Here is a 19,722-nt window from a genome sequence, read left to right on the forward strand (position 1 = left end):
AGATCGCCCCATCTCCGGCAACCGCTGACCGAAAGTCTGCGCAGGGCCTGACAGGCGCCCGGAGGCGAGCCGGCGCGGCGCGGCACCGTGTCAGGACGCGGGCGAAGTCGGCACTTGCCAGTCGGGCTTGCGCTTGTCGAAGAAGGCGGCGATCCCCTCGGCCGCCTCCCTTTCCTCCCACACCGCCACCAGCCGCTCGACGCTGTCCTCGATCGCGGCGGCGTCGATGCGCGGGCCAAGCGCGCGGCATTGCGCCTTGGCCGCCGCAATGGCGCCCGGCGCGCCCAGCAGGAACGGCGCCACCTCGGCCTCGACCGCGGCGTCAAGATCGCCGGCGGGCACGGCGCGGGCCGCGAGGTTCAGCGTCACCGCCTCCTCGGCCCCGAAGATCCGGCCCGAGAAGAACACGCGACGGGCCTTGTCCTCGCCCATCCGCGCCAGGACATAGGGACCGATGGTCGCCGGGATCAGCCCCAGCTTCACCTCGGTCAGACCGAATTTCGCCTCCAGCGAGGCGATGGCGATGTCACAGACCGACATCATCCCCACCCCGCCGCCGAAGGCATTGCCGTGAACCCGCCCGATCAGCGGCTTCGGCAGCGTGTTCAGCGCCGACAGCATTCCCGCCAGCAGTCTTGCGCCAGCGCGCCGGGTTTCCGCCTCGGCGGCGATCTGCGCCTTCATCCAGGCCAGATCGCCGCCAGCGCAGAAGCTGGCCCCGTCTCCGGCCAGCACCACCACGCGCACTGCCGGATCGGCGCCCAGCCCGGCCGCGGCGCGGGTCAGATCCTCCATCATCGCCTGTGACAGGGCGTTATGCTTGTTCGGTCGCGCCAGCGACAGCGTCGCCACACCGCGCGAATCGGTTTCGATCCGGATCGTTTCAGACATCGGCTTCCTTTCGCATGTCGCGCGCCATCGCCGCGGCCCTGTCGATGACCGCCATGTCGAGCCCGGTCGCATGGCCCAGGGCCTCAAGATGCCGCGCCACCTTTTCGGTCGCGACATTGCCCTTGGCGCCGGGCGCATAGGGGCAGCCGCCAAGGCCGCCCACCGCCGCGTCGAAGACCCGCAGCCCGCGCGCGAGGCTGGCGTCGATATTCATCAGCGCCCGACCGGCAGTATCGTGATAATGTCCGGCCAGCCGGTTTGCCGGAACCTCGTCCAGCACCGCCGACAGCATCGCGTCGATGGTCTCGGGGCGTCCCTGGCCGATCGTGTCGCCAAGGCTGATCTCGTAGCAGCCCATCTCGCGCAGCGCCGCCGCGACCCGTGCCGCATTGCCCGGCGGCGTCGGGCCGTCGAAGGGACAATCGGTCACGACGCTGACATAGCCGCGGACCGGGATCCCGTCATCGCGCGCGGCCCGCGCGACCGGCGCGAAACGGTCCAGGCTTTCGGCGACGCCGGCGTTCAGATTGGCGCGGCTGAACCCCTCCGAGGCGCTGGCGAAGATCGCGACCTCGCTGGCGCCTGCCTCGCGCGCGGCCTCATAGCCCTTCATGTTCGGGGTCAGCGCGGCATAGCGGACCCCCGGCCGCCGCGCGATGCCTGCCATCACCTGCGCCGCGTCGCCCAGCTGCGGCACCCATTTCGGGCTGACGAAGCTGGTCACCTCGATGCGCCGGAATCCCGCCAGCGACAGCAGATCGACCAGCGCGATCTTCCGCGCCGCCGGGATCAGCCGCTTTTCGTTCTGCAACCCGTCTCGCGGTCCCATCTCGAAGATCTCGGCGTGATCAGGCATCGGGCAGCTCGTAGAATTCGCGTTGATAGATGCTGTCGCCGCCCGCCCTGTCCAACGCACGGCGATAGGCGGGCCGCGCCGTCATCCGGTCGCGATAGGCCGCCAGTGCCGGGAATTCGGCCTTTGGCAGAAACCGGAACACGGCTTCGATATTGAAACCCATCATGCAGTCAGCCGCCGAAAAGCCACCTGCCAGCAGCATGTCCTGACGCGACAGATGCCCTTCCAGCGCCCGCGCCGTCACCGCCAGCCGCCTGGTGTCCAGCTTCATCAGCGGCAACGACCGCGCGCTGTCTGGGCGCAGGAAGATATGCTGGATGTTCAGCGCCTGAAGAATATTGGCCTGGGTCTCGGCGAAACTGACCCATTCCAGGAAATCCGCGCGCGCGAACTCGCCCGGTTTCGGCGCCAGCCGTCCCTCGCGCTCGGTCAGGTATTGCACGATGGCGCCGGATTCGAAGATCGCGCGCCCGTCGATCTGCAAGGCAGGGATCCGACCGGCGGGCGACAGCGCCAGAAACTCCGGACTGCGCAGGGATCCGTCGGTCAGCGACCAGACGACGATCTGGCAATCAAGCCCCAGTTCCTCGATCAGCCACAGCACCCGCATCGAACGCGAGCCGGGCACATGATGCAGCCGGATCACGACGCCTCCTCTTCCAGCCGGATCAGCGCGGCGCCGGCCTCGACCTGCTGGCCTTCGGCTGCCAGCACCTCGGCCACGATGCCGTCACGGGCGGCGGTCAGCGCATGTTCCATCTTCATCGCTTCCAGCACCGCCAGCCGGTCGCCGGTCCTGACCGGCTGACCGACCGAGACATGGACCGATTTCACCAATCCCGGCATCGGCGACAGGGTCAGCGCGTCGCCGCCGGCCGCGGCCGCGTCGCGCGCCAGCGGATCGCGCGGCACCAGATGCACCGTCCGGCCGCCAAAGACGCTGACGCCGGCATCATGGGTGACGATGCGGTTGCGCCGCAACGCATCATCGACCCACCAGCGGTCGCCCTGCCAGCGCACCTCGTGGGGCTGATTGTCCAGCGACACGCGCGCGCGGCCCGGTCCCAGAACCTCGAGCACGGCCTGGCCGCCATCCCAGGCAATGGTGCGGCGCAGCGGCTGCCACAGCGTCGCGCCGCCCCGCGCCTGCGGATCGGCCAGCCCGGCAAGGCCGATCACGGCCAGCACGCGGGCCGCCGGATCGGGTTCCGCGGCGGCGACCAGATCATCCAGGTCGCGGGCGATCAGCCCGGTATCGACCTGGCCCGCGCGAAAGCCGTCATGCCGGGTCAGCGCGATGAGGAAATCCAGATTGGTGACGGATCCCGCCACCTCGGTATCGACCAGGGCCGATTCCAGCGCCCGCAACGCCACCGCCCGCGTGGGCCCGTGGGTGACGATCTTGGCGATCATCGGGTCGTAATAGGGGCTGATCGTATCGCCCTGCCTGACGCCGGTCTCGATCCGCGCGCCCTGAGGAAAGGCCAGCCGCGCCAGCCGCCCCGTGGCCGGCAGAAAACCCGCCGGCACATCCTCGGCGTAGAGCCGCGCCTCGAAGGCGTGGCCCGAAATGGTCAGCGCGTCCTGCCTGGCGGGCAAGGGCTCTCCGCTGGCGACGCGCAACTGCCATTCGACCAGATCGATGCCGGTGATCGCCTCGGTCACGGGATGTTCGACCTGAAGCCGGGTGTTCATCTCCATGAACCAGAACCTGTCCTCGCGCAGCCCTTCCGAGCCATCGACGATGAATTCGATCGTGCCCGCCCCGGCATAGCCAATGGCTTCGGCGGCACGAACCGCCGCAGCGCCCATCACCTTGCGGATCTCGGGCGTCATGCCGGGGGCCGGTGCTTCCTCGATGACCTTCTGGTGGCGCCGTTGCAGCGAACAATCGCGTTCGAACAGATGCACCGCGCGGTGGCCGTCGCCGAAGACCTGCACCTCGATATGGCGCGGTTGCAGCACGTATTTCTCGATCAGCACGTCGGGATTGCCAAAGGCGGTCCGCGCCTCGGACCGGGCCGAGGCCAGCGCATCGGCGAAATCCTTCGGATCGTCGACACGGCGCATTCCCTTGCCGCCGCCGCCCGCCACGGCCTTGATCAGAACCGGATAGCCGATCCGCTCCGCCTGCTGGGCCAGATGGCCGGGATCCTGATTGGCACCGTGATAGCCGGGCACGACCGGAACGCTCGCTTCTTCCATCACCCGCTTGGCCGCGTCCTTCAATCCCATCGCCCGGATGGCGCGGGAGGACGGCCCGATGAAGACCAGCCCCGCCGCCTCGACAGCCTCGACGAAATCGGGATTCTCGCTGAGAAAGCCGTAGCCCGGATGGATCGCCTGGGCGCCGGTCGCCGCGGCGGCGGCGATGATCGCCTCGCCGCGCAGATAGCTGTCGGCGGGCGCCGGCCCGCCCAGATGCACCGCCTCGTCGGCCATCGAGACATGGCGCGCGGCGCGGTCGGCATCCGAAAAGACGGCGATGGTCGAGACGCCCATGCGCTGGCAGGTATCAATGATGCGGCAGGCAATCTCGCCGCGATTGGCGATCAGGATCTTCTGGAACATGGCTGGCCTTGTTCTGTGGCAGCGCGGCTTGGGACCTTGCGCCCCCGGACTGCCGCAGGGTTTCCGGACAAGGAGGAACCGTTCATGCCAGCGCCCTTTCAAGCGGACCGGCCGAGCGGGGATCGAACGCGACCAGCGTCACCGCCAGCCCGCCGCGATGCGAACGGATCGTCTGCACGGCGATCCTGGCGGCGCGATCGGCCGGAAAGCCGTAAACGCCGGTCGAGATCGCCGGAAAGGCGATGCTGGCCAGATCGTGCCGCCGCGCCAGCAGCAGCGCGCTGCGATAGGCCGAGGCCAGCAGATCGTCCTCGCTCGCATCGCCGCCGCGCCAGACCGGTCCGACGGCGTGGATGACATGCCTCGCGGGCAGACGGTAGCCGCCGGTGATCCGCGCCTCGCCCGTCGGACAGCCGCCGATCTTGCGGCATTCGTCCAGCAGGTCGGGCCCCGCCGCGCGATGGATGGCGCCGTCCACACCGCCGCCGCCCAGCAGCGATTGGTTGGCGGCGTTCACGATCGCATCGACGTCGAGCGTCGTGATATCGCCCTGCCAGACCCTGATCATCCTGCCCTCCTGCCCGTCTTCGGTCCCCATATATCCCCGCCGGAGGCACCCATCATCGCCCCCTACATCCGGAAGACGCCAAAGCGCGTCGGCTGGATGGGCGCGTTCAGCGCTGCGCGCAACGACAGCGCCAGCACGTCGCGGGTCTTGCGCGGATCGATGATGCCGTCGTCCCACAGTCGCGCGGATGCGTAAAGCGGATGCGACTGACGCTCGAACATCTCGATCGTGGGGCGCTTGAATTCGGCCTCGTCCTCGGCCGACCAGGTGCCGCCTTGCCGTTCCACGCCCTCGCGCCGGACCGTGGCCAGCACCCCCGCCGCCTGTTCGCCGCCCATGACCGAGATGCGGCTGTTGGGCCAGGTCCACAGAAAGCGCGGGCTGTAGGCGCGGCCTGCCATGCCGTAATTGCCGGCGCCGAAACTGCCGCCGACCAGCATCGTGATCTTTGGAACCGAGGTCGTGGCCACCGCCGTGACCATCTTGGCGCCGTGACGCGCGATACCCTCGCTTTCATATTTGCGGCCGACCATGAAACCGGTGATGTTCTGCAGGAAGACCAGAGGGATCAAGCGCTGTGAACACAATTCGATGAAATGCGCGCCCTTCTGGGCGGCTTCCGAAAACAGCACCCCGTTATTGGCGACGATGCCGACCGGGCAGCCCTCGACATGGGCAAAGCCCGTGACCAGCGTCTCGCCGAAGCGGGCCTTGAACTCGTCAAAGCGCGATCCGTCCACGATGCGCGCGATCACCTCGCGGATGTCATAGGGGGTTCGCAGATCGGCCGGAACCACGCCAAGGATCTCGTCGGGGTCGAAGGCGGGCGGTTCGGCCGATTGCCAGGCCACGTCATCGGGCAGCCTGCGGTTCAGGTTGGCCACGGCGCGACGGGCCATGGCCAGCGCGTGGGCGTCATCCTCGGCCAGGTAGTCGGCCACGCCGGACAGCCGGGTATGGACATCGCCGCCGCCCAGATCCTCGGCGCTGACGACCTCGCCGGTCGCGGCCTTCACCAGGGGCGGACCGGCCAGAAAGATCGTGCCCTGATCGCGGACGATGATCGTCACGTCGGACATGGCGGGCACATAGGCCCCGCCCGCCGTGCAGGAACCCATGACCACCGCGATCTGGGCGATGCCCTTCGCGCTCATCCTGGCCTGGTTGTAGAAGATGCGGCCGAAATGGTCGCGGTCGGGAAAGACCTCGTCCTGGTTGGGCAGGTTGGCACCGCCCGAATCGACGAGATAGAGGCATGGCAGATGACATTCCTCGGCGATTTCCTGGGCGCGAAGGTGTTTCTTCACGCTCATCGGGTAATAGGTGCCGCCCTTGACGGTCGCGTCATTGGCCACCACCATCACGTCCTGCCCCTGGACGCGGCCGATGCCCGCGATCACGCCGGCGCCGGGGGCCGCGCCGTCATATAATCCATGCGCGGCCATGGCGGCGATCTCCAGAAACGGAGATCCCGGATCCAGCAGGTTCGCCACCCGCTCGCGCGGCGGCATCTTGCCGCGATCGACGTGACGCTGCATCGCCTTGTCGCCACCCCCTGCGGCGGCAGCCTCGGCGGCCTGGCGGACATCGGACAACAGCGCCAGATGCGCCTCGCGATTGGCGCGGAAGGCATCCGATCCGGTCAGGGCTGCGGATTTCAGCTTCATCCTAGAATCCCTGCATGTCGCGCAACTCGAAGGTGCGGCGCGCGGTTTGACGCATCTGGCAATCGGCCGCCGCGATCACCCGCATCGAGCCGCCGCCATATCGATCATAGGCCAGCGTGCACTCGGCGTCGCGAAACGCAATCCAGGCCCTTTGCGCCGCCAGCAGCGTATCGGCCAGGCCGGGCTGGTCGCTCATCTGCGAGCGGGTCTTCTTGTATTCGCGATTCAGAAGATCGTCCCAGGCGGTGTTCTCGGCCATCATGCACTGGCTGATGGCCAGCGTCGTCTCGGGCTGTTCATGGGCTTTCGAACAGGCCGTCGCGGCCTTGCCGATGCAGTCGGGCTGGATGTCGCCGGGTTCGGTGGCGTCGAAACAGGCCGCGACCACGGCCGTGTCGATCCTGGCCTCCTGCGCCAGCAGGGGCGCCGGAACAAGCAGACTTGGCAGCAGCAGACACGAAAGAATTGCAGGCAAGTTCTTCATGGTCCCTCCCGCGTCCCGTCGCTCCGGCAGGCCATCCCCGGAACGGGCCTCGCGCCCCTCATGCCAGTGCCATCAATTCGCGGCCGATCAGCATCCGGCGGATCTCGCTGGTGCCGGCACCGATCTCCATCAGCTTGGCGTCGCGGAACAGGCGGCTGACGGTGCTGTCGTTGAGAAATCCCGCCCCGCCAAGCGCCTGCACCGCCTGATGCGCCTGCGCCATCGCCTGTTCGCTGGCGTAAAGCACGGCGCCGGCCGCGTCCTGCCGCGTGACACGGCCCGAATCGCAGGCTTTCGCGACCTCGTAGACATAGGCACGCGCGGTATTCAGCGCGACATACATATCGGCGATCTTGCCCTGCATCAGCTGGAAGGAACCGATGGGCTGGCCGAATTGCCGGCGCTCTTTCACATAGGGCATCACCTCGTCCAGACAGGCCGCCATGATCCCGGTGCCGATGCCGGACAGGACAAGACGTTCATAGTCCAGCCCCGACATCAGCACGCGCACGCCCCGGCCTTCCTCTCCCAGCACATTCTCGAAAGGGATCTCGCAATCCTCGAAGATCAGTTCGCCGGTGTTCGAGCCGCGCATTCCCAGCTTGTCGAAATGCGGTCCGGTGTCAAATCCCTTCATCCCCCGCTCGACGATGAAGGCGGTGATGCCACGGCTGCCCGCATCCGGGTCGGTCTTGGCATAGACCACCAGAATTTGCGCATCGGGCGCGTTGGTGATCCAGTACTTGTTGCCGTTCAGCACATAGCGGTCGTTCTTCTTCTCGGCCCGCAGCTTCATCCCGACGACATCGCTGCCCGCGCCCTCCTCGGACATGGCCAGCGCGCCCACGGCCCTGCCGCTGCACAGGGCGGGCAGGTATTTCGCGCGCTGATCGTCGCTGCCATTCAGCTTGATCTGGTTCACGCAGAGGTTGGAATGGGCGCCGTAGGACAGGCTGATCGAGGCCGAGGCGCGGGCGATTTCTTCGACCGCCACGACATGGGCCAGATAGCCCAGCCCGGCGCCGCCCCATTCTTCGGGCACGGTGATGCCCAGCAGGCCCAGATCCCCCATCTCGGTCCACAGGTCGCTGGGAAAGGCATTGTCGCGGTCTGTGGCGGCCGCCAGCGGCCTGACGCGATCCTGCGCCCAGCGATGAACCATGTCGCGCAGGGCGTTCACGTCCTCGCCCAGATCGAACTCCATGCCCTGCGTGAACATCGGCCCTCTCCCATTATTGAACAAGCGTTCATTTCGTGGCGTTCTAAGCCACGGCCCCCTGCCCGTCAACAAGCCTGCGCCGGAAGACGCGACGGGTCAACCGGGACGGCTTGCCCTTGCCATGCGCAGGCGACATGGTGCGCCGCAAACCCGGACGAGGGGCCGATGGCGACATTGATGATCCTGCGTCATGCGCCGCCGATGACAGGTGGCAAGCTGGCCGGTCGCAGCGACGTGGACGCCGATTGTTCGGACACGGCGGCATTCGCGTGGATGCGCGCCCGTCTCGGCACGCCGGCCGCGGTGCTGTCCAGCCCGGCGCGACGATGCCGGCAGACGGCACATGCGCTTGGCCTGAGCCCCCGGTTCATGGCGGCGCTGTGGGAACAGGATTACGGCGCATGGGAGGGGCTGGACTATGCCCGCCTGCCTGATCTGGGGCCGCTGACGCCTGCCGAACTGTCCCGCCACCGGCCCGACGGCGGCGAGAGCTTTCAGGACATGGCTGCCCGCGTCCTGCCAAAGCTGAAGGCGCTGGACGAGGACACGCTGATCGTCGGTCACGCCGGGACCGTGCGGGCCGGGCTGTCGCTGGTGGTGGGCCATGCGGCGCTGTCGTTCCATGTCGCCCCGCTGTCGCTGACGATCCTGCGCCGGTCCGGCGGGGACTGGTCGGTCGAGGCCGTCAACATCACCCCGCCATGACCCCGCTGATCGCCCTGACCGCGCTGGCGCTGGATGTGGCAATCGGATGGCCCGACGCCCTGTTCCGCCGCATCGGTCATCCGGTAAGCTGGCTGGGCCGGCTGATCGCGGCGCTGGACCGGCGCTGGAACCGGGGCTGCGCGGGGATGGCGCGGGGCGCCGCGGCGGCGCTGGTGGTGATCGCGGCCGCCGTCATCCCGGCGCTGATCCTGCAAGGCCTGCTGGGGCCCCTCGTTGCGGGCCTCCTTGCCTGGCCGCTGGTCGCGGCGCGATCCCTGCACCATCATCTTCGTGCTGTCGCGCGGCCCCTGGCCGCAGGCGATCTTCAGGGCGCGCGCCGCGCGACCGCGAAGATCGTCGGCCGCGACGTGAGCCGCGCCGACGCACCCGCCCTGGCCCGCGCCAGTATCGAAAGCCTGGCCGAAAACGCCTCGGACGGGGTGGTGGCTCCGCTGTTCTGGGCGGCTGTTGCCGGGCTGCCGGGGATCGCGGCCTACAAGGCGATCAACACGCTGGATTCGATGATCGGGCACCGGACGCCGCGCCATGCCGAATTCGGGCGCTTCGCCGCGCGGCTGGACGATGCGGCCAACTGGGCGCCGGCGCGCCTGACGGCGCTGTTGTTCACCTGCGTGGCCGGCGGCACGGCGTGGCGGACGGCACGGCGCGATGCGCGCGCGCATCGTTCGCCCAATGCGGGCTGGCCCGAGGCGGCGATGGCCGGCGCGCTTGGCCTGCGGCTATCGGGGCCACGCATCTATGGCGGCCGGGTTGCGGAGGAACCCTGGCTGAACGGCGCGGGACGCGATCCGGTCGCGGCCGATATCGCACGGGCGCTGGCGATCTGCCGCCGCGCGCTGTGGCTGGGGGCGGGGCTGCTTACGCTGCTGTCCGCGATCTGAACCGCCTCCACGCGCCCCACAGCGAGGCTGCGATCAGCGCCACCGTCGCCACCACGAAGACGGCCGAGATCGGGCGTTGCAGGAACACCATCGGATCGCCGCGCCCGATCAGCATGGCGCGGCGCAGATTGGTCTCGATCAGCGGGCCGAGGACGAAGCCCAGCAGCAGCAGGGCCGGGTTGAATCGCGCCATGGCCAGCAGATAGCCGATCGCCCCGATCACCGCGACGGCGGCGATGTCGAAGCTCGATCCGCGCACCGAATAGACCCCAAGGCAGACGAAGACCACGATGGCCGGATAAAGCCAGCGGAACGGGATCCGCAGCATCGAAACCCAGATCCCGATCAGCGGCAGGTTCAGCACCAGCAGGATCAGGTTGCCGATACCGAAGCTGACCACGAGGCCCCAGAACATGTCCGGCCGCGCCTCCAGCATCAGCGGGCCGGGCTGGACGCCGTGGATGACCAGCGCGCCCAGCATCAGGGCCATGATCGGATCACCCGGAATGCCCAGTGTCAGCGTCGGCACGAAGGCCGAGATGGCGGCGGAATTGTTCGCGGCTTCTGGTCCGGCCACGCCTTCGATCGCGCCCTGGCCGAAGCGCTCGGGCCGGCGCGCGATGCGGCGTTCCAGCGCGTAGGACAGAAACGAGGAAATGGTCGATCCGGTGCCGGGAAGCGCGCCGAAGAAGCTGCCAAGCGCGCTGCCGCGTGCCACCGCGCCCGGCATCCGGCGCAGATCGTCGCGCGTGGGCAGAAGCTGGCGCAGGCTGACATGGGGCGGACTGCCCTCGCGTTCGGCATTGCGGATATTGCCGATGATCTCGGCCACGCCGAAAAGTCCCATTGCCAGCGCCACCAGGTTGATGCCGTCCATCATTTGCGTCTGGCCGAAGGTCAGGCGCTGGACGCCGCTGTTCACATCGGTGCCGACGCTGCCCAGGATCAGGCCCAGCACGACCATCGCAAGGGCCTTGGCCGGGCGCCGCGATCCGATGGTCGAGGCCGCGACCAGCCCCAGCACCATCATCGCCGCGTAGTCGGCCGCCCCAAACCGCGTCGCCATCCGCGACAGCCAGCCCGCCAGCACGACCAGCACCACGATCCCGATCATCGAGCCGCAGAAGGACGACACCATCGAGGCGAACAGGGCCACGCCCGCCCGTCCCTGCCGCGCCATCGGATAGCCGTCCAGCGTCGTGATCGCCGATTGCGGCGTGCCGGGCAGTCGCAGCAGGATCGAGGCCACCGCGCCGCCATATTGCGCGCCGTAATAGACCCCGCCCAGCATCACCAGCGCCGCCTCGGGGCTGATGTAGTAGGTGAGCGGCAGCAGCAGCGAGATCGCGGCCATCGCCCCGATCCCCGGCAGCACCCCGATGAAGGTGCCCATGACGACGCCCAGCACGCAATAGACCAGCACATCGGGCCGCAAGGCCACCGAAAAGCCGTGCAGGATGCCCTCGACGGTGTTCATCCGGGGAAATCCGGCCAGACCGGCATGGTCATCTGCAAGCCCTGCTTGAAGACCAGCCATGTCAGAACGGTGATGATCGCCGCAAGGATCAGCCGCCACCGCCAGCCGCGGCGCGGCGCGGGCAGGCTGGCGATCAGCACCGCGCCCGCGGTCGTAAGCGCCAGCCCCAGCCCCTGCAGGCCCAGACCGAACAGGCCGATGGCAGCCAGCACCGCAAGCGCCTGGGGCACATCGAAGGGCCGCATCTCGCCGGCGCGATGCCAGGCGGGCAGCGCGATCATCAGGCCAAGGCCCGCCAGCAGCGCGCCCAGCACGACCGGAAAGAAGCCCGGTCCCATCCGCCGCAGGCTGCCGATATCATATTGGGCCACCGAATACAGCGCGACGAAGGCGCCGATGGCGGTCATCGCCGCGCCGCCCCAGAGATCGTGCCAGTCGCGTCGCATCAGCGGCTTACTGCGCCTCGATCCGGTCGATCACATTGCCCCAGACGCTGGTGTCATCCGCGATCCTCCGGGCCAGATCATCGGCCGTTCCACCCTGCGCCTGCCAGCCCATCGCCAGCATCTTCTTCTGCACCTCGGGATCGTCGAGGATCGCGTTCACCTCGGTGTTCAGCCTTTCGAGAATGGCCGGATCGGTGCCCGCGGGCGCGATGAAGGCGTTCCACAATTCGGCCCGGAAATCGTCCGGAATGCCGGCCTGTCCGGCGATGACCGGCACGTCGGGCACCTGCGCGAAGGGTTCGGACGAGGTGATGCCCAGCATCTTCATCTTGTCCGCCTGAACCTGCGGCAGGGCTGCCGAGGGCGCCATGAAGCCCGCGTCGATCTCGCCTCCGATGATCGAGGTGGTGACTTCGGCATAGCTGGTAAAGGGAATGTGCAGCATCTCGATCCCGGCGGCGTCGGCAAACAGTTCCGCCGTCAGATGCGCGCCCGATCCCTGCCCGACCGAACCATAGGCGATCGCGCCGGTTTCGGCCCTCGCGGCCTCGATGAAGCTGGCGATGTCTGTGGGCGCGGCCTCTGCGGCCATGGCCAGAACCAGCGGCGAGGTCGCTATCAGCGCAACCGGGGCGATGTCCTTGCCGACGTCGTAGCCGACATTCTCGACCAGCCGGGGCGAGGTCGTCAGCGGACCGTTGATGGTGGTGCCGAAGGCATAATCCGTCTTGCCCGCCAGCATCTGCTGCACGCCGATGACGCCGCCTGCGCCGGGCTTGTTCTCGACCACCACGGGCTGGCCCAGCTTCCGGGACAGCGGTTCGGTGATCAGTCGCGCCAGCACATCGGGCGACGATCCCGCCGGAAAGCCCACGTAGACGCGCAGCGGTTCGGTCGGCCATGCGTCCTGGGCCGCGGCCATGCCGGTGCCGATCATCACGGCCCCAAGTGCCAGCAGCGCCCTGCGATTGAACTGCTTCATCCTCTTTCCTCCCGGTAAAACGCGAAGGAGGTGATGCGACGGGCTTGGCCGAAGGTCAAGCGTCAGGCTCAGCCGATGCGGCTGACCGAGACGGTCTGCGTGACCAGTTCGGCCGGACACGAGGTGGTCATGAAGGCCACGTCCACGGCGTCTCGTCCCACCGCGATGATGGCGATTTCGTCAGCCTTCGCCATGCCGGTCGGATCGACCAGATGCCAGGCGCCATCAAGAAAGACCTCGACGACGGCGTGGAAATCGGGCGGCTGGACCGAGGGGGCGAAGACGCTGACGATGCGGGCCGGAATCTGCGCGGCGCGGCACAGGGTCAGCATCAGATGGGCATAGTCCCGGCAGACGCCTTGCCGTTCCAGGAAGGTGTCCACGGCCGTCGTGCCGGCGTGGCTGACGCCCGGAACATAATCCAGTTCGGCCTCGATCCAGTCGCGGATCGCCATGACCTTGCGGCCGCCCTGGAGGCCATCGAACCGCTTCGAGACATAGGGGGTAAAGCGTTCGGCCTCGCAATAGCGCGAGGGCAGAAGATAGCGCAGCGCATCGCCGGGCATCCGGTCGATCTCGACCAGGGCGAGGGAGTCGAAATCGGGCCGCGGCCGCGTCACCAGAACCTCGGCGGTATAAGAGCAGCGGATCTGGCGTGTGGCGCGGATGATGATGCGCTCGCCGATACCCTCTTCCGCGGGGACGCGGGCGAAATGATCCACCGGGCCGGTGTCAATCGAGGTTCTGATCAGTTCCTGTCCCTGTGCGCCGGCGGCTTCCAGAACGAGGATCGCAGGCCCGGGTTGGGCGAGGCGGTAATCCAGCTCGACCTCGATCTTCATCCGCATGGCTGATCCTTTCGTGATGGGCGCCCGGCCAGGGCGTCGGCCGGGACGCAACCGCGCGGCGCCTTGCCTATTTCGGGACCCGGGCGCCGTCGTGCAAGCCCCGGCAGACGACGGCCATGACACTCAGCGGCGGCGCATCGCATTGGCCAGCGCGGCACCAAAGGCACCCGCCGCGGCATCCGGTCCGGGGGCCGGATCGGGTGCCGCGGCGTGATCGGGCCCGGCCTGTCGGGTGGCTCCGGCCCCGCCATCCTTGCGCATGGTCAGCCCGATCCGGTTGCGGGCCAGGTCGATCTCGGTCACGCGGACGCGAATCACGTCGCCGACCTTCACCACCTCGTTCGGATCCTTCACGAAACGGTCGGCCAACTGGCTGATGTGGACCAGTCCGTCCTGGTGCACGCCGATATCGACGAAGGCGCCGAAGGCTGCGACATTGGTGACGGTGCCTTCCAGCGACATGCCGGGTTTCAGATCGGTGATCCGATCGACGCCATCGGCGAAGCTGGCCGTGACGAAGCCGGGGCGCGGATCGCGGCCGGGCTTTTCCAGTTCGGACAGGATGTCCCGGATGGTCGGCAGGCCGAAATGCGCGTCCACGAAAGTCTCGGCCCGAAGGGATTTCAGCGCCCCGGCCTGACCCATGATGGCGCGGATGTCGCGGCCACAGGCGGCGACGATCCGACGCGCCAGGCCGTAGGCCTCGGGGTGCACGGCCGAGGCGTCCAGCGGCTCATCGCCGTCGCGGATGCGCAGGAATCCGGCGCATTGTTCGTAGGCCCGCGGACCAAGCCCCGCGACCTTCTTCAGCGCCGCGCGGGATCGGAACGCCCCCTGGGCATCGCGATGGGCGACGATGTTCTGCGCCAGCGACGGGCCCAGTCCGGCCACATGGGCCAGCAGCGGCGCCGAGGCCGTGTTCAGATCGACTCCGACGGCGTTCACCGCATCCTCGACCATCGCCTCCAGTGTCCTGGCAAGCTGGCGCTGGTCCACGTCGTGCTGATACTGCCCGACGCCGATGCTTTCGGGCGGCACCTTGACCAGTTCGGCCAGCGGATCCTGCAGGCGGCGCGCAATCGACACCGCGCCCCGCAATGACACATCGAGATCCGGAAATTCCCTTGCCGCCAGTTCCGAGGCGGAATAGACCGATGCCCCGGCCTCGGAGACGATGACCTTGGTGGGCGCCCTTGCGCCCCTTGGCAGCCGTTTCAGCAGATCGCCCACCAGACGCTCGGTCTCGCGGCTGGCGGTGCCGTTGCCGATGGCGATCAATTCCACGCCGTGGCGCGCGATCAGCGCCGCCAGCGCCGATTCGGCGCCGCGCAGGTCATTCCTGGGCTGGAAGGGATAGATCGTCGTCGTTTCGACCAGCTTGCCGGTGCCATCGACCACTGCCACCTTGACCCCGGTGCGTATGCCGGGATCCAGGCCGATCGTCGCGCGCGGCCCGGCAGGGGCGGCCAGCAACAGATCCCTGAGATTGCGGCCAAAGACGCGGATCGCCTCGTCATGGGCGCGTTTGCGCAATTCCGTCAGCAGGTCGATATACATCGTGTTCGACAGCCGGATGCGCCATGTCCAGCCCGCCACCTGCCGCAGCCACCGATCGCCCGGCCCCTCGCCCAGCGGCCCAAGCGCCTGCGCCACGATCCCTTCGGCCCGCGCCGACCCGTCTTCGGAATCGGGCGCGATGTCGATGGTCACGATCTCTTCCTTCGCGGCGCGAAGGATTGCCAGCGCACGATGCGCCGCGATCCCGGCCCATGTCTCGCGATGGTCGAAATAATCGCTGAACTTGGCCCCGGCCTGTTCCCTGCCGGCAATCACCCTGGCCGCGACCACGGCCTCGGCCCGCATGAAATCGCGCAAGGCCCCCAGAAGTGCCGCGTTTTCAGAAAGTTCCTCGACCAGAATGTCGCGGGCACCGTCCAGGGCGGCCTTCTGATCGGGCACTGCATAGCTGACATGGGCCGCCGCCAGCTCCGCCGGATCGGCGGCGCGGTCGTCGCGAATGGCGCGCAGCAGCGGTTCCAGCCCCTTCTCTCGGGCGATCATCGCCTTGGTCCGGCGCCTGGGCTTGAAGGGCAGATAGATGTCTTCCAGCGCCGCCTTGGTCTCGGCCCCGGCGATGGCGCGGGCCAGATCGTCGGTCAGCCTGTCCTGATCGCGGATCGCGGCCAGGATCGTCCGCCGCCGCGAGTCCAGTTCGCGAAGGTAGACCAGACGTTCGGCAAGGGTGCGCAACTGGCTGTCGTCCAGCCCGCCCGTCACCTCCTTGCGATAGCGGGCGACGAAAGGCACGGTCGCGCCGCCGTCCAGCAGACCGGCGGCCGCCACCACCTGCGCGGGACTTGCGCCGATTTCGGTCGCGATGGTGCGGGCGATGCGGTCGGCGTCCATACGGGTCTCTCCCAATTGTCGAAGCAACGTCATATCGTCCGACCGATGCCGCGCCAATCCCCCGGACCGTCGCACCCGGCCCGCCGCGCCTTCAGCCCTTTTCGACCAGTTCCAGCACCTCTTCGGCCAATGCCTTGTTCGAGACGCTGTCGCGGACCGCCTGCCGCAGCGCCGAGGACCGCCTGAGGATGCGGCGGAAGTCGGTTTCGTCCAGCAGCAGCAGATTCGTGGGCGTGATCGCGCGCACCTCGGCCCGGCGCGGCTTTCGCGTCAGAACGCCCATCTGGCCGAACATCTCGCCACGTCCCAGGCGGGTGGTCTGACCGGCGACGATCTGTTCGACCGCGCCCGACGAGACGAAATAGACCCGCCGCGACGGGCTGTCCTTGCGCGAGATGACCTTGCCCGCATTGACATAGCGCGAGCGCAGCGACCGCGCCAGACGGCGCAGTTCCGCCTCGTCGAGATCGGCGAAAAGCGGGAACTGCCGTGCCAGTTCTTCCTTGCGCAGTGCCAGATCCAGGCGCGGGCGCCCCTCGGCCTGATGGCGGCGGCGTGCGATGTCGGTCATCAGCGCGGTATGCAGTTCCGATCCGATCAGCCCGTCCTCGCGCATGGCGGCATATTCGCGTTCCTCCAGACGCAGCGCAGTGCGACGGATGAAGCGGCGTTCCAGTTCCTCGGCATAGCCGGGATATTGCAGGCGCAGTCCCTCCAGCGCGGTTTCGACCGCTTCTTGCCGGCGCGACAGCAGTTCATGCAGCAATTCGGCCACGCGGCGGCCGTGGATGCGACGGATACGGCTGTCGAGAAATCGGTGAATATCTCTCAGGATCAGTCGCTTGGCCAGCAATGCCTCGAAACGGTCTGCGGTCATGCGACCCAGCGGGGCGGGAAGGCGCAGCCGGTCGCGCAGGAACGCGGCGATGCGGAAGGGCAGGCCATAGCGGAGGCTGCGCCGCGCCGCCCGCTGATAGCCATGCCGGCCGCCGGTGCGCGCGCCCTCGATCAGCCGGTCGGCGTCGAACAGCATCTTTTCCGACAGCCGGGCGCTGATGGCCCGTTCGCGGAACCGTTCCAGGATCGTCTCGCGTTCATGCGCGGCCAGCGCGATCAGGCCCAGCGTGATGCGGTCGCGGTCGAGGATCTGGGTATTGTCCTCGGCCTCGGCCTGCTCGACGGCGCGGTCCAGCCGCGCGGCGAAACGCTTGGCCTCGGAACGGACGGTCTCGCGCGTCAATTCGTAATTCTCGGCCGTGCTGGCCACCTGTTCGCGCACCGATTGAAGGGCGACGGCGATCACCTGGTTCGACAGCGCCTCGTCCAGCGGCGACAGCCGGTCCAGCCCCAGCCGCCCGATCACCCAACGCAGCGTCGTGCCCTGCACCAGCAGCGTGAACAGCGTGAACCCGGTGGCGAGGATGCCGACCAGGCGCTTGGTCTCGACCGGAACGCGCAGGCTTTCGGTGACGGCCAGCGCCAGCGCCAGCGTGACCGCACCGCGCAACCCGCCCCAAAGGATCGCGATCCGGTAGGGACGCTCCACTGCGGGCGACAGACGCAGCAGCGACAGGATCGGCAGCAATCCGAACAGGATGATCGCGCGGGCAAGAATAGCGGCCAGGATGACGACAAGGATCAGCGCGTAATCGCCCGGTCGCACGTCGTCCAGCAGCCGCGGGATCAACAGCGCGGCCAGGATGAAGATCAGCGCCCCGGCCCAATGCGCCAGCAAATCCCAGACCTCGCGAAGATTGGTCCAGAGGCCGGGCGACAGCCGTGCCGGCCCCATCAGGTTCAGCGTCAGCCCCGCCGCCACGACCGCGACCACGCCCGAGGCGGAAAAGAGCTGCTCGGTCCCGATATAGGCCAGGTAGGGCACCGCGACCGAAACCGAGATCTGGGCCAGTTCGTAGCGTGTGAACCACGCCATCAGGATCAGTGCCGCCCGCGCGGCCAGCCAGCCACCGACAACGCCGCCCGCCATCAGCCAGGGAAAACCGCCGATCGCTTCTGTCAGGCTGGGGTCGGGCAGGCCCATCATCACGAATCCCATGAACAGGCCGAACAGGGCGATGGCGGCGGCGTCGTTCAGCAGGCTTTCGCCCTCGATGATCCGCGCCAGCCGGCGCGGCGCCGACAGCGACCGGAAGATGCCGACCACCGCCGAAGGATCGGTGGTCGACACGATCGCGCCGATCAGCAGGCAGACCACCAGCGGCAGCCCGCTGACCCAGGCCAGCGCGTAGCCGATGGTCAGCGTGGCCACGAAGACCGCCACCACCGCCAGCACCAGGATCGGCACCCAGTCATCGGCCATCCGGCGGACATTCATGCCCAGCGTCGCCTGAAAGATCAGCGTCGGCAGGAAGACATAAAGAAAGACGTTGGACCGGATCGGCAGCGCCAGGATCGATTCCGCCACCGGGTTCAGCGCATCGGTCAGATCGGTGCGCAGCAGGAACAGCGCCGCAGCGCCGATCAGGATGCCGAAAGCCGCCAGAATCACGCTGTAGGGCAGCGAAAGACGCGCCGCCAGCGGCTCGGCCAGGGCGATCAGGATGAACAGTCCCGCAGTGATGGTGGTCAGAACAACGATGTCCATGGGCCTGCGATAACTGGAAAATCGCCGGCAGGGAATATGGCAGGACCCCGCCGGATCGCGCTTTTTCGTGACTGCGCCACCGGCTTGCGCAGCCCGCGCCTGCGCCGGGGGTCCGGGGGACGCGCAGTCCCCCCGGCGGTCGCGGGACGCAGGAAGGCAGGCAACACGGGCAGCCCGGCCGACAAGGTCACTTGCCCCTGCCGCCGGCACGGGCATGATGCGGGCAGATGAGCACGATCCTGCAACAGCGGCTGGCTTTCGCGCCCTGGGCCGATCCGCGCACAAGGCGCCTGCCCGGCACCATTCCCGTGACCGAGGCCGAATGGCTGCTGACCGACGATGCCTTCGCCGCTCAGATGGCGCTGCGCGACGATCTGATCGCCACCCGGCCCGGCCGCGTGCACGCCTTGCACGAAGACGCCCGTCCCGCCGCGGCCGAGCTTTACCGCCGGATCATGCGCCTGCTGCCCGACCGCGGCTATGATTGCGGCCCGGCGGTCCGGCGTCCCGATGGCGTTCTCGTGCTGCCGGATCCGCAGATGCCGCTGATGACGCTGGGCCGGTTTGTCGCCGAGGATCTGTGCCTGATGATCCCCGGCCCGGATGGCCGGCATGTGCTGGGCGGCGCGATCCTGTGTTTTCCTGCGGGCTGGTCCCTGTCGCAGAAATTCATGCGCCCGATGATGCGCATCCATCGCCCCGTCGCGTCCTATACCGAGGATATCGGCCGCCGCGTCCAGCGGCTGCTGGATGGGCTGCGCCCCGGTCCGGGCCTGATGCGCGGCACGGCGCATCATTCCGACGCGCCGCTGCACCACCCCCTGACCGAGGAACAGGACCGCATCCCGCCCGACCCCGCGCCCTTCATCCGGGTCGAGCGGCAATGTCTGTTCCGCCTGCCCGAAACCGGCGCGGTGGTCTTCTCGATCCATACCAGCGTCATCCGCCCCGAGGCGCTGGACCCCGATCAGCGCCGGGCCCTGCGACAATTTCCGATCCGCCACGGCACCTGAAGCCATGCGCCAGATGGGACGCAAGCTTGCGCCGCGCGCCGTTGAAAACCTCCGGCCCGCCGCACAGGTCGAATGGTCAAAG

General features: G+C 68.2%; 17 protein-coding genes. 3 read left to right on the top strand and 14 right to left on the bottom strand.

Going from position 1 to position 19,722, the window contains the following annotated elements; translation table 11 throughout:
• Positions 1-90: 90 nt before the first annotated feature.
• The 8 genes from AC13CR_RS18505 to AC13CR_RS18540 all read right to left on the bottom strand — a co-directional run bounded on the left by AC13CR_RS18505 (position 91) and on the right by AC13CR_RS18540 (position 8,256).
• Entirely contained in the window at positions 91-891 is an 801-nt protein-coding gene (locus tag AC13CR_RS18505) for a crotonase/enoyl-CoA hydratase family protein (RefSeq protein ID WP_292958154.1), read from the bottom strand.
• Positions 884-1,747, bottom strand: coding sequence for a hydroxymethylglutaryl-CoA lyase (locus AC13CR_RS18510; protein WP_446233544.1), 864 nt, complete (start codon positions 1,745-1,747; stop codon positions 884-886). Before AC13CR_RS18510 ends, AC13CR_RS18505 begins: the two co-directional genes overlap by 8 nt.
• Entirely contained in the window at positions 1,740-2,393 is a 654-nt protein-coding gene (locus AC13CR_RS18515; protein WP_292958150.1) for a glutathione S-transferase family protein, read from the bottom strand. The genes AC13CR_RS18510 and AC13CR_RS18515 overlap by 8 nt, the downstream gene beginning before the upstream one ends.
• Positions 2,390-4,318 carry an ATP-binding protein gene (locus AC13CR_RS18520; protein WP_292958148.1) on the bottom strand — a complete coding sequence of 643 codons (1,929 nt, stop codon included), beginning with the start codon at positions 4,316-4,318 and terminating at the stop codon, positions 2,390-2,392. The genes AC13CR_RS18515 and AC13CR_RS18520 overlap by 4 nt, the downstream gene beginning before the upstream one ends.
• Before the next feature lie 82 nt (positions 4,319-4,400).
• Positions 4,401-4,886 (bottom strand): O-acetyl-ADP-ribose deacetylase, encoded by a 486-nt coding sequence (locus AC13CR_RS18525; RefSeq protein WP_292958146.1) that lies wholly within the window; start codon positions 4,884-4,886, stop codon positions 4,401-4,403.
• 62 nt (positions 4,887-4,948) lie between these two features.
• Positions 4,949-6,553, bottom strand: a complete 1,605-nt coding sequence (locus tag AC13CR_RS18530) for a carboxyl transferase domain-containing protein (protein ID WP_292978374.1) — start codon at positions 6,551-6,553, stop codon at positions 4,949-4,951.
• Between the two features lies 1 nt (position 6,554).
• Entirely contained in the window at positions 6,555-7,037 is a 483-nt protein-coding gene (locus tag AC13CR_RS18535; RefSeq protein ID WP_292952680.1) for a lysozyme inhibitor LprI family protein, read from the bottom strand.
• A gap of 58 nt (positions 7,038-7,095) precedes the next feature.
• A complete protein-coding gene (locus AC13CR_RS18540; RefSeq protein WP_292952683.1) occupies positions 7,096-8,256 on the bottom strand; it encodes an isovaleryl-CoA dehydrogenase in 1,161 nt (386 codons plus the stop codon).
• A gap of 165 nt (positions 8,257-8,421) precedes the next feature.
• Between AC13CR_RS18540 and AC13CR_RS18545 the strand changes: the two genes are divergently transcribed.
• Entirely contained in the window at positions 8,422-8,961 is a 540-nt protein-coding gene (locus AC13CR_RS18545; protein WP_292952686.1) for a histidine phosphatase family protein, read from the top strand.
• Positions 8,958-9,863 (top strand): adenosylcobinamide-phosphate synthase CbiB, encoded by a 906-nt coding sequence (gene cbiB / locus AC13CR_RS18550; RefSeq protein WP_292952689.1) that lies wholly within the window; start codon positions 8,958-8,960, stop codon positions 9,861-9,863. The genes AC13CR_RS18545 and cbiB overlap by 4 nt, the downstream gene beginning before the upstream one ends.
• Here cbiB and AC13CR_RS18555 read toward each other — a convergent pair.
• The 6 genes from AC13CR_RS18555 to AC13CR_RS18580 form a co-directional block, all read right to left on the bottom strand.
• Positions 9,841-11,340: a tripartite tricarboxylate transporter permease gene (locus tag AC13CR_RS18555; protein ID WP_292952692.1), complete on the bottom strand. Its 1,500-nt coding sequence runs from the start codon at positions 11,338-11,340 to the stop codon at positions 9,841-9,843. The two genes, cbiB and AC13CR_RS18555, sit on opposite strands and share 23 nt — an antisense overlap.
• Complete coding sequence (locus tag AC13CR_RS18560) at positions 11,337-11,786, bottom strand: tripartite tricarboxylate transporter TctB family protein (protein ID WP_292952695.1); 450 nt, start codon at positions 11,784-11,786, stop codon at positions 11,337-11,339. The genes AC13CR_RS18555 and AC13CR_RS18560 overlap by 4 nt, the downstream gene beginning before the upstream one ends.
• Before the next feature lie 7 nt (positions 11,787-11,793).
• Positions 11,794-12,768 carry a Bug family tripartite tricarboxylate transporter substrate binding protein gene (locus AC13CR_RS18565; RefSeq protein ID WP_292952698.1) on the bottom strand — a complete coding sequence of 325 codons (975 nt, stop codon included), beginning with the start codon at positions 12,766-12,768 and terminating at the stop codon, positions 11,794-11,796.
• A gap of 68 nt (positions 12,769-12,836) precedes the next feature.
• Positions 12,837-13,616, bottom strand: a complete 780-nt coding sequence (locus AC13CR_RS18570) for a transglutaminase-like domain-containing protein (RefSeq protein ID WP_292952701.1) — start codon at positions 13,614-13,616, stop codon at positions 12,837-12,839.
• A gap of 123 nt (positions 13,617-13,739) precedes the next feature.
• Positions 13,740-16,055 carry a Tex family protein gene (locus tag AC13CR_RS18575; protein WP_482920002.1) on the bottom strand — a complete coding sequence of 772 codons (2,316 nt, stop codon included), beginning with the start codon at positions 16,053-16,055 and terminating at the stop codon, positions 13,740-13,742.
• Between the two features lie 58 nt (positions 16,056-16,113).
• Positions 16,114-18,627, bottom strand: coding sequence for a cation:proton antiporter (locus tag AC13CR_RS18580; protein WP_292952708.1), 2,514 nt, complete (start codon positions 18,625-18,627; stop codon positions 16,114-16,116).
• Positions 18,628-18,854: 227 nt separating this feature from the next.
• Here AC13CR_RS18580 and AC13CR_RS18585 point away from each other — a divergent pair, with 227 nt between their 5' ends.
• On the top strand, positions 18,855-19,640 hold the full coding sequence (locus AC13CR_RS18585; RefSeq protein ID WP_292952711.1) for a heme-dependent oxidative N-demethylase family protein: 786 nt from the start codon (positions 18,855-18,857) through the stop codon (positions 19,638-19,640).
• The last annotated feature ends 82 nt before the right edge of the window (positions 19,641-19,722 follow it).

The organism is Paracoccus sp. L-17 (genome assembly GCF_056857655.1).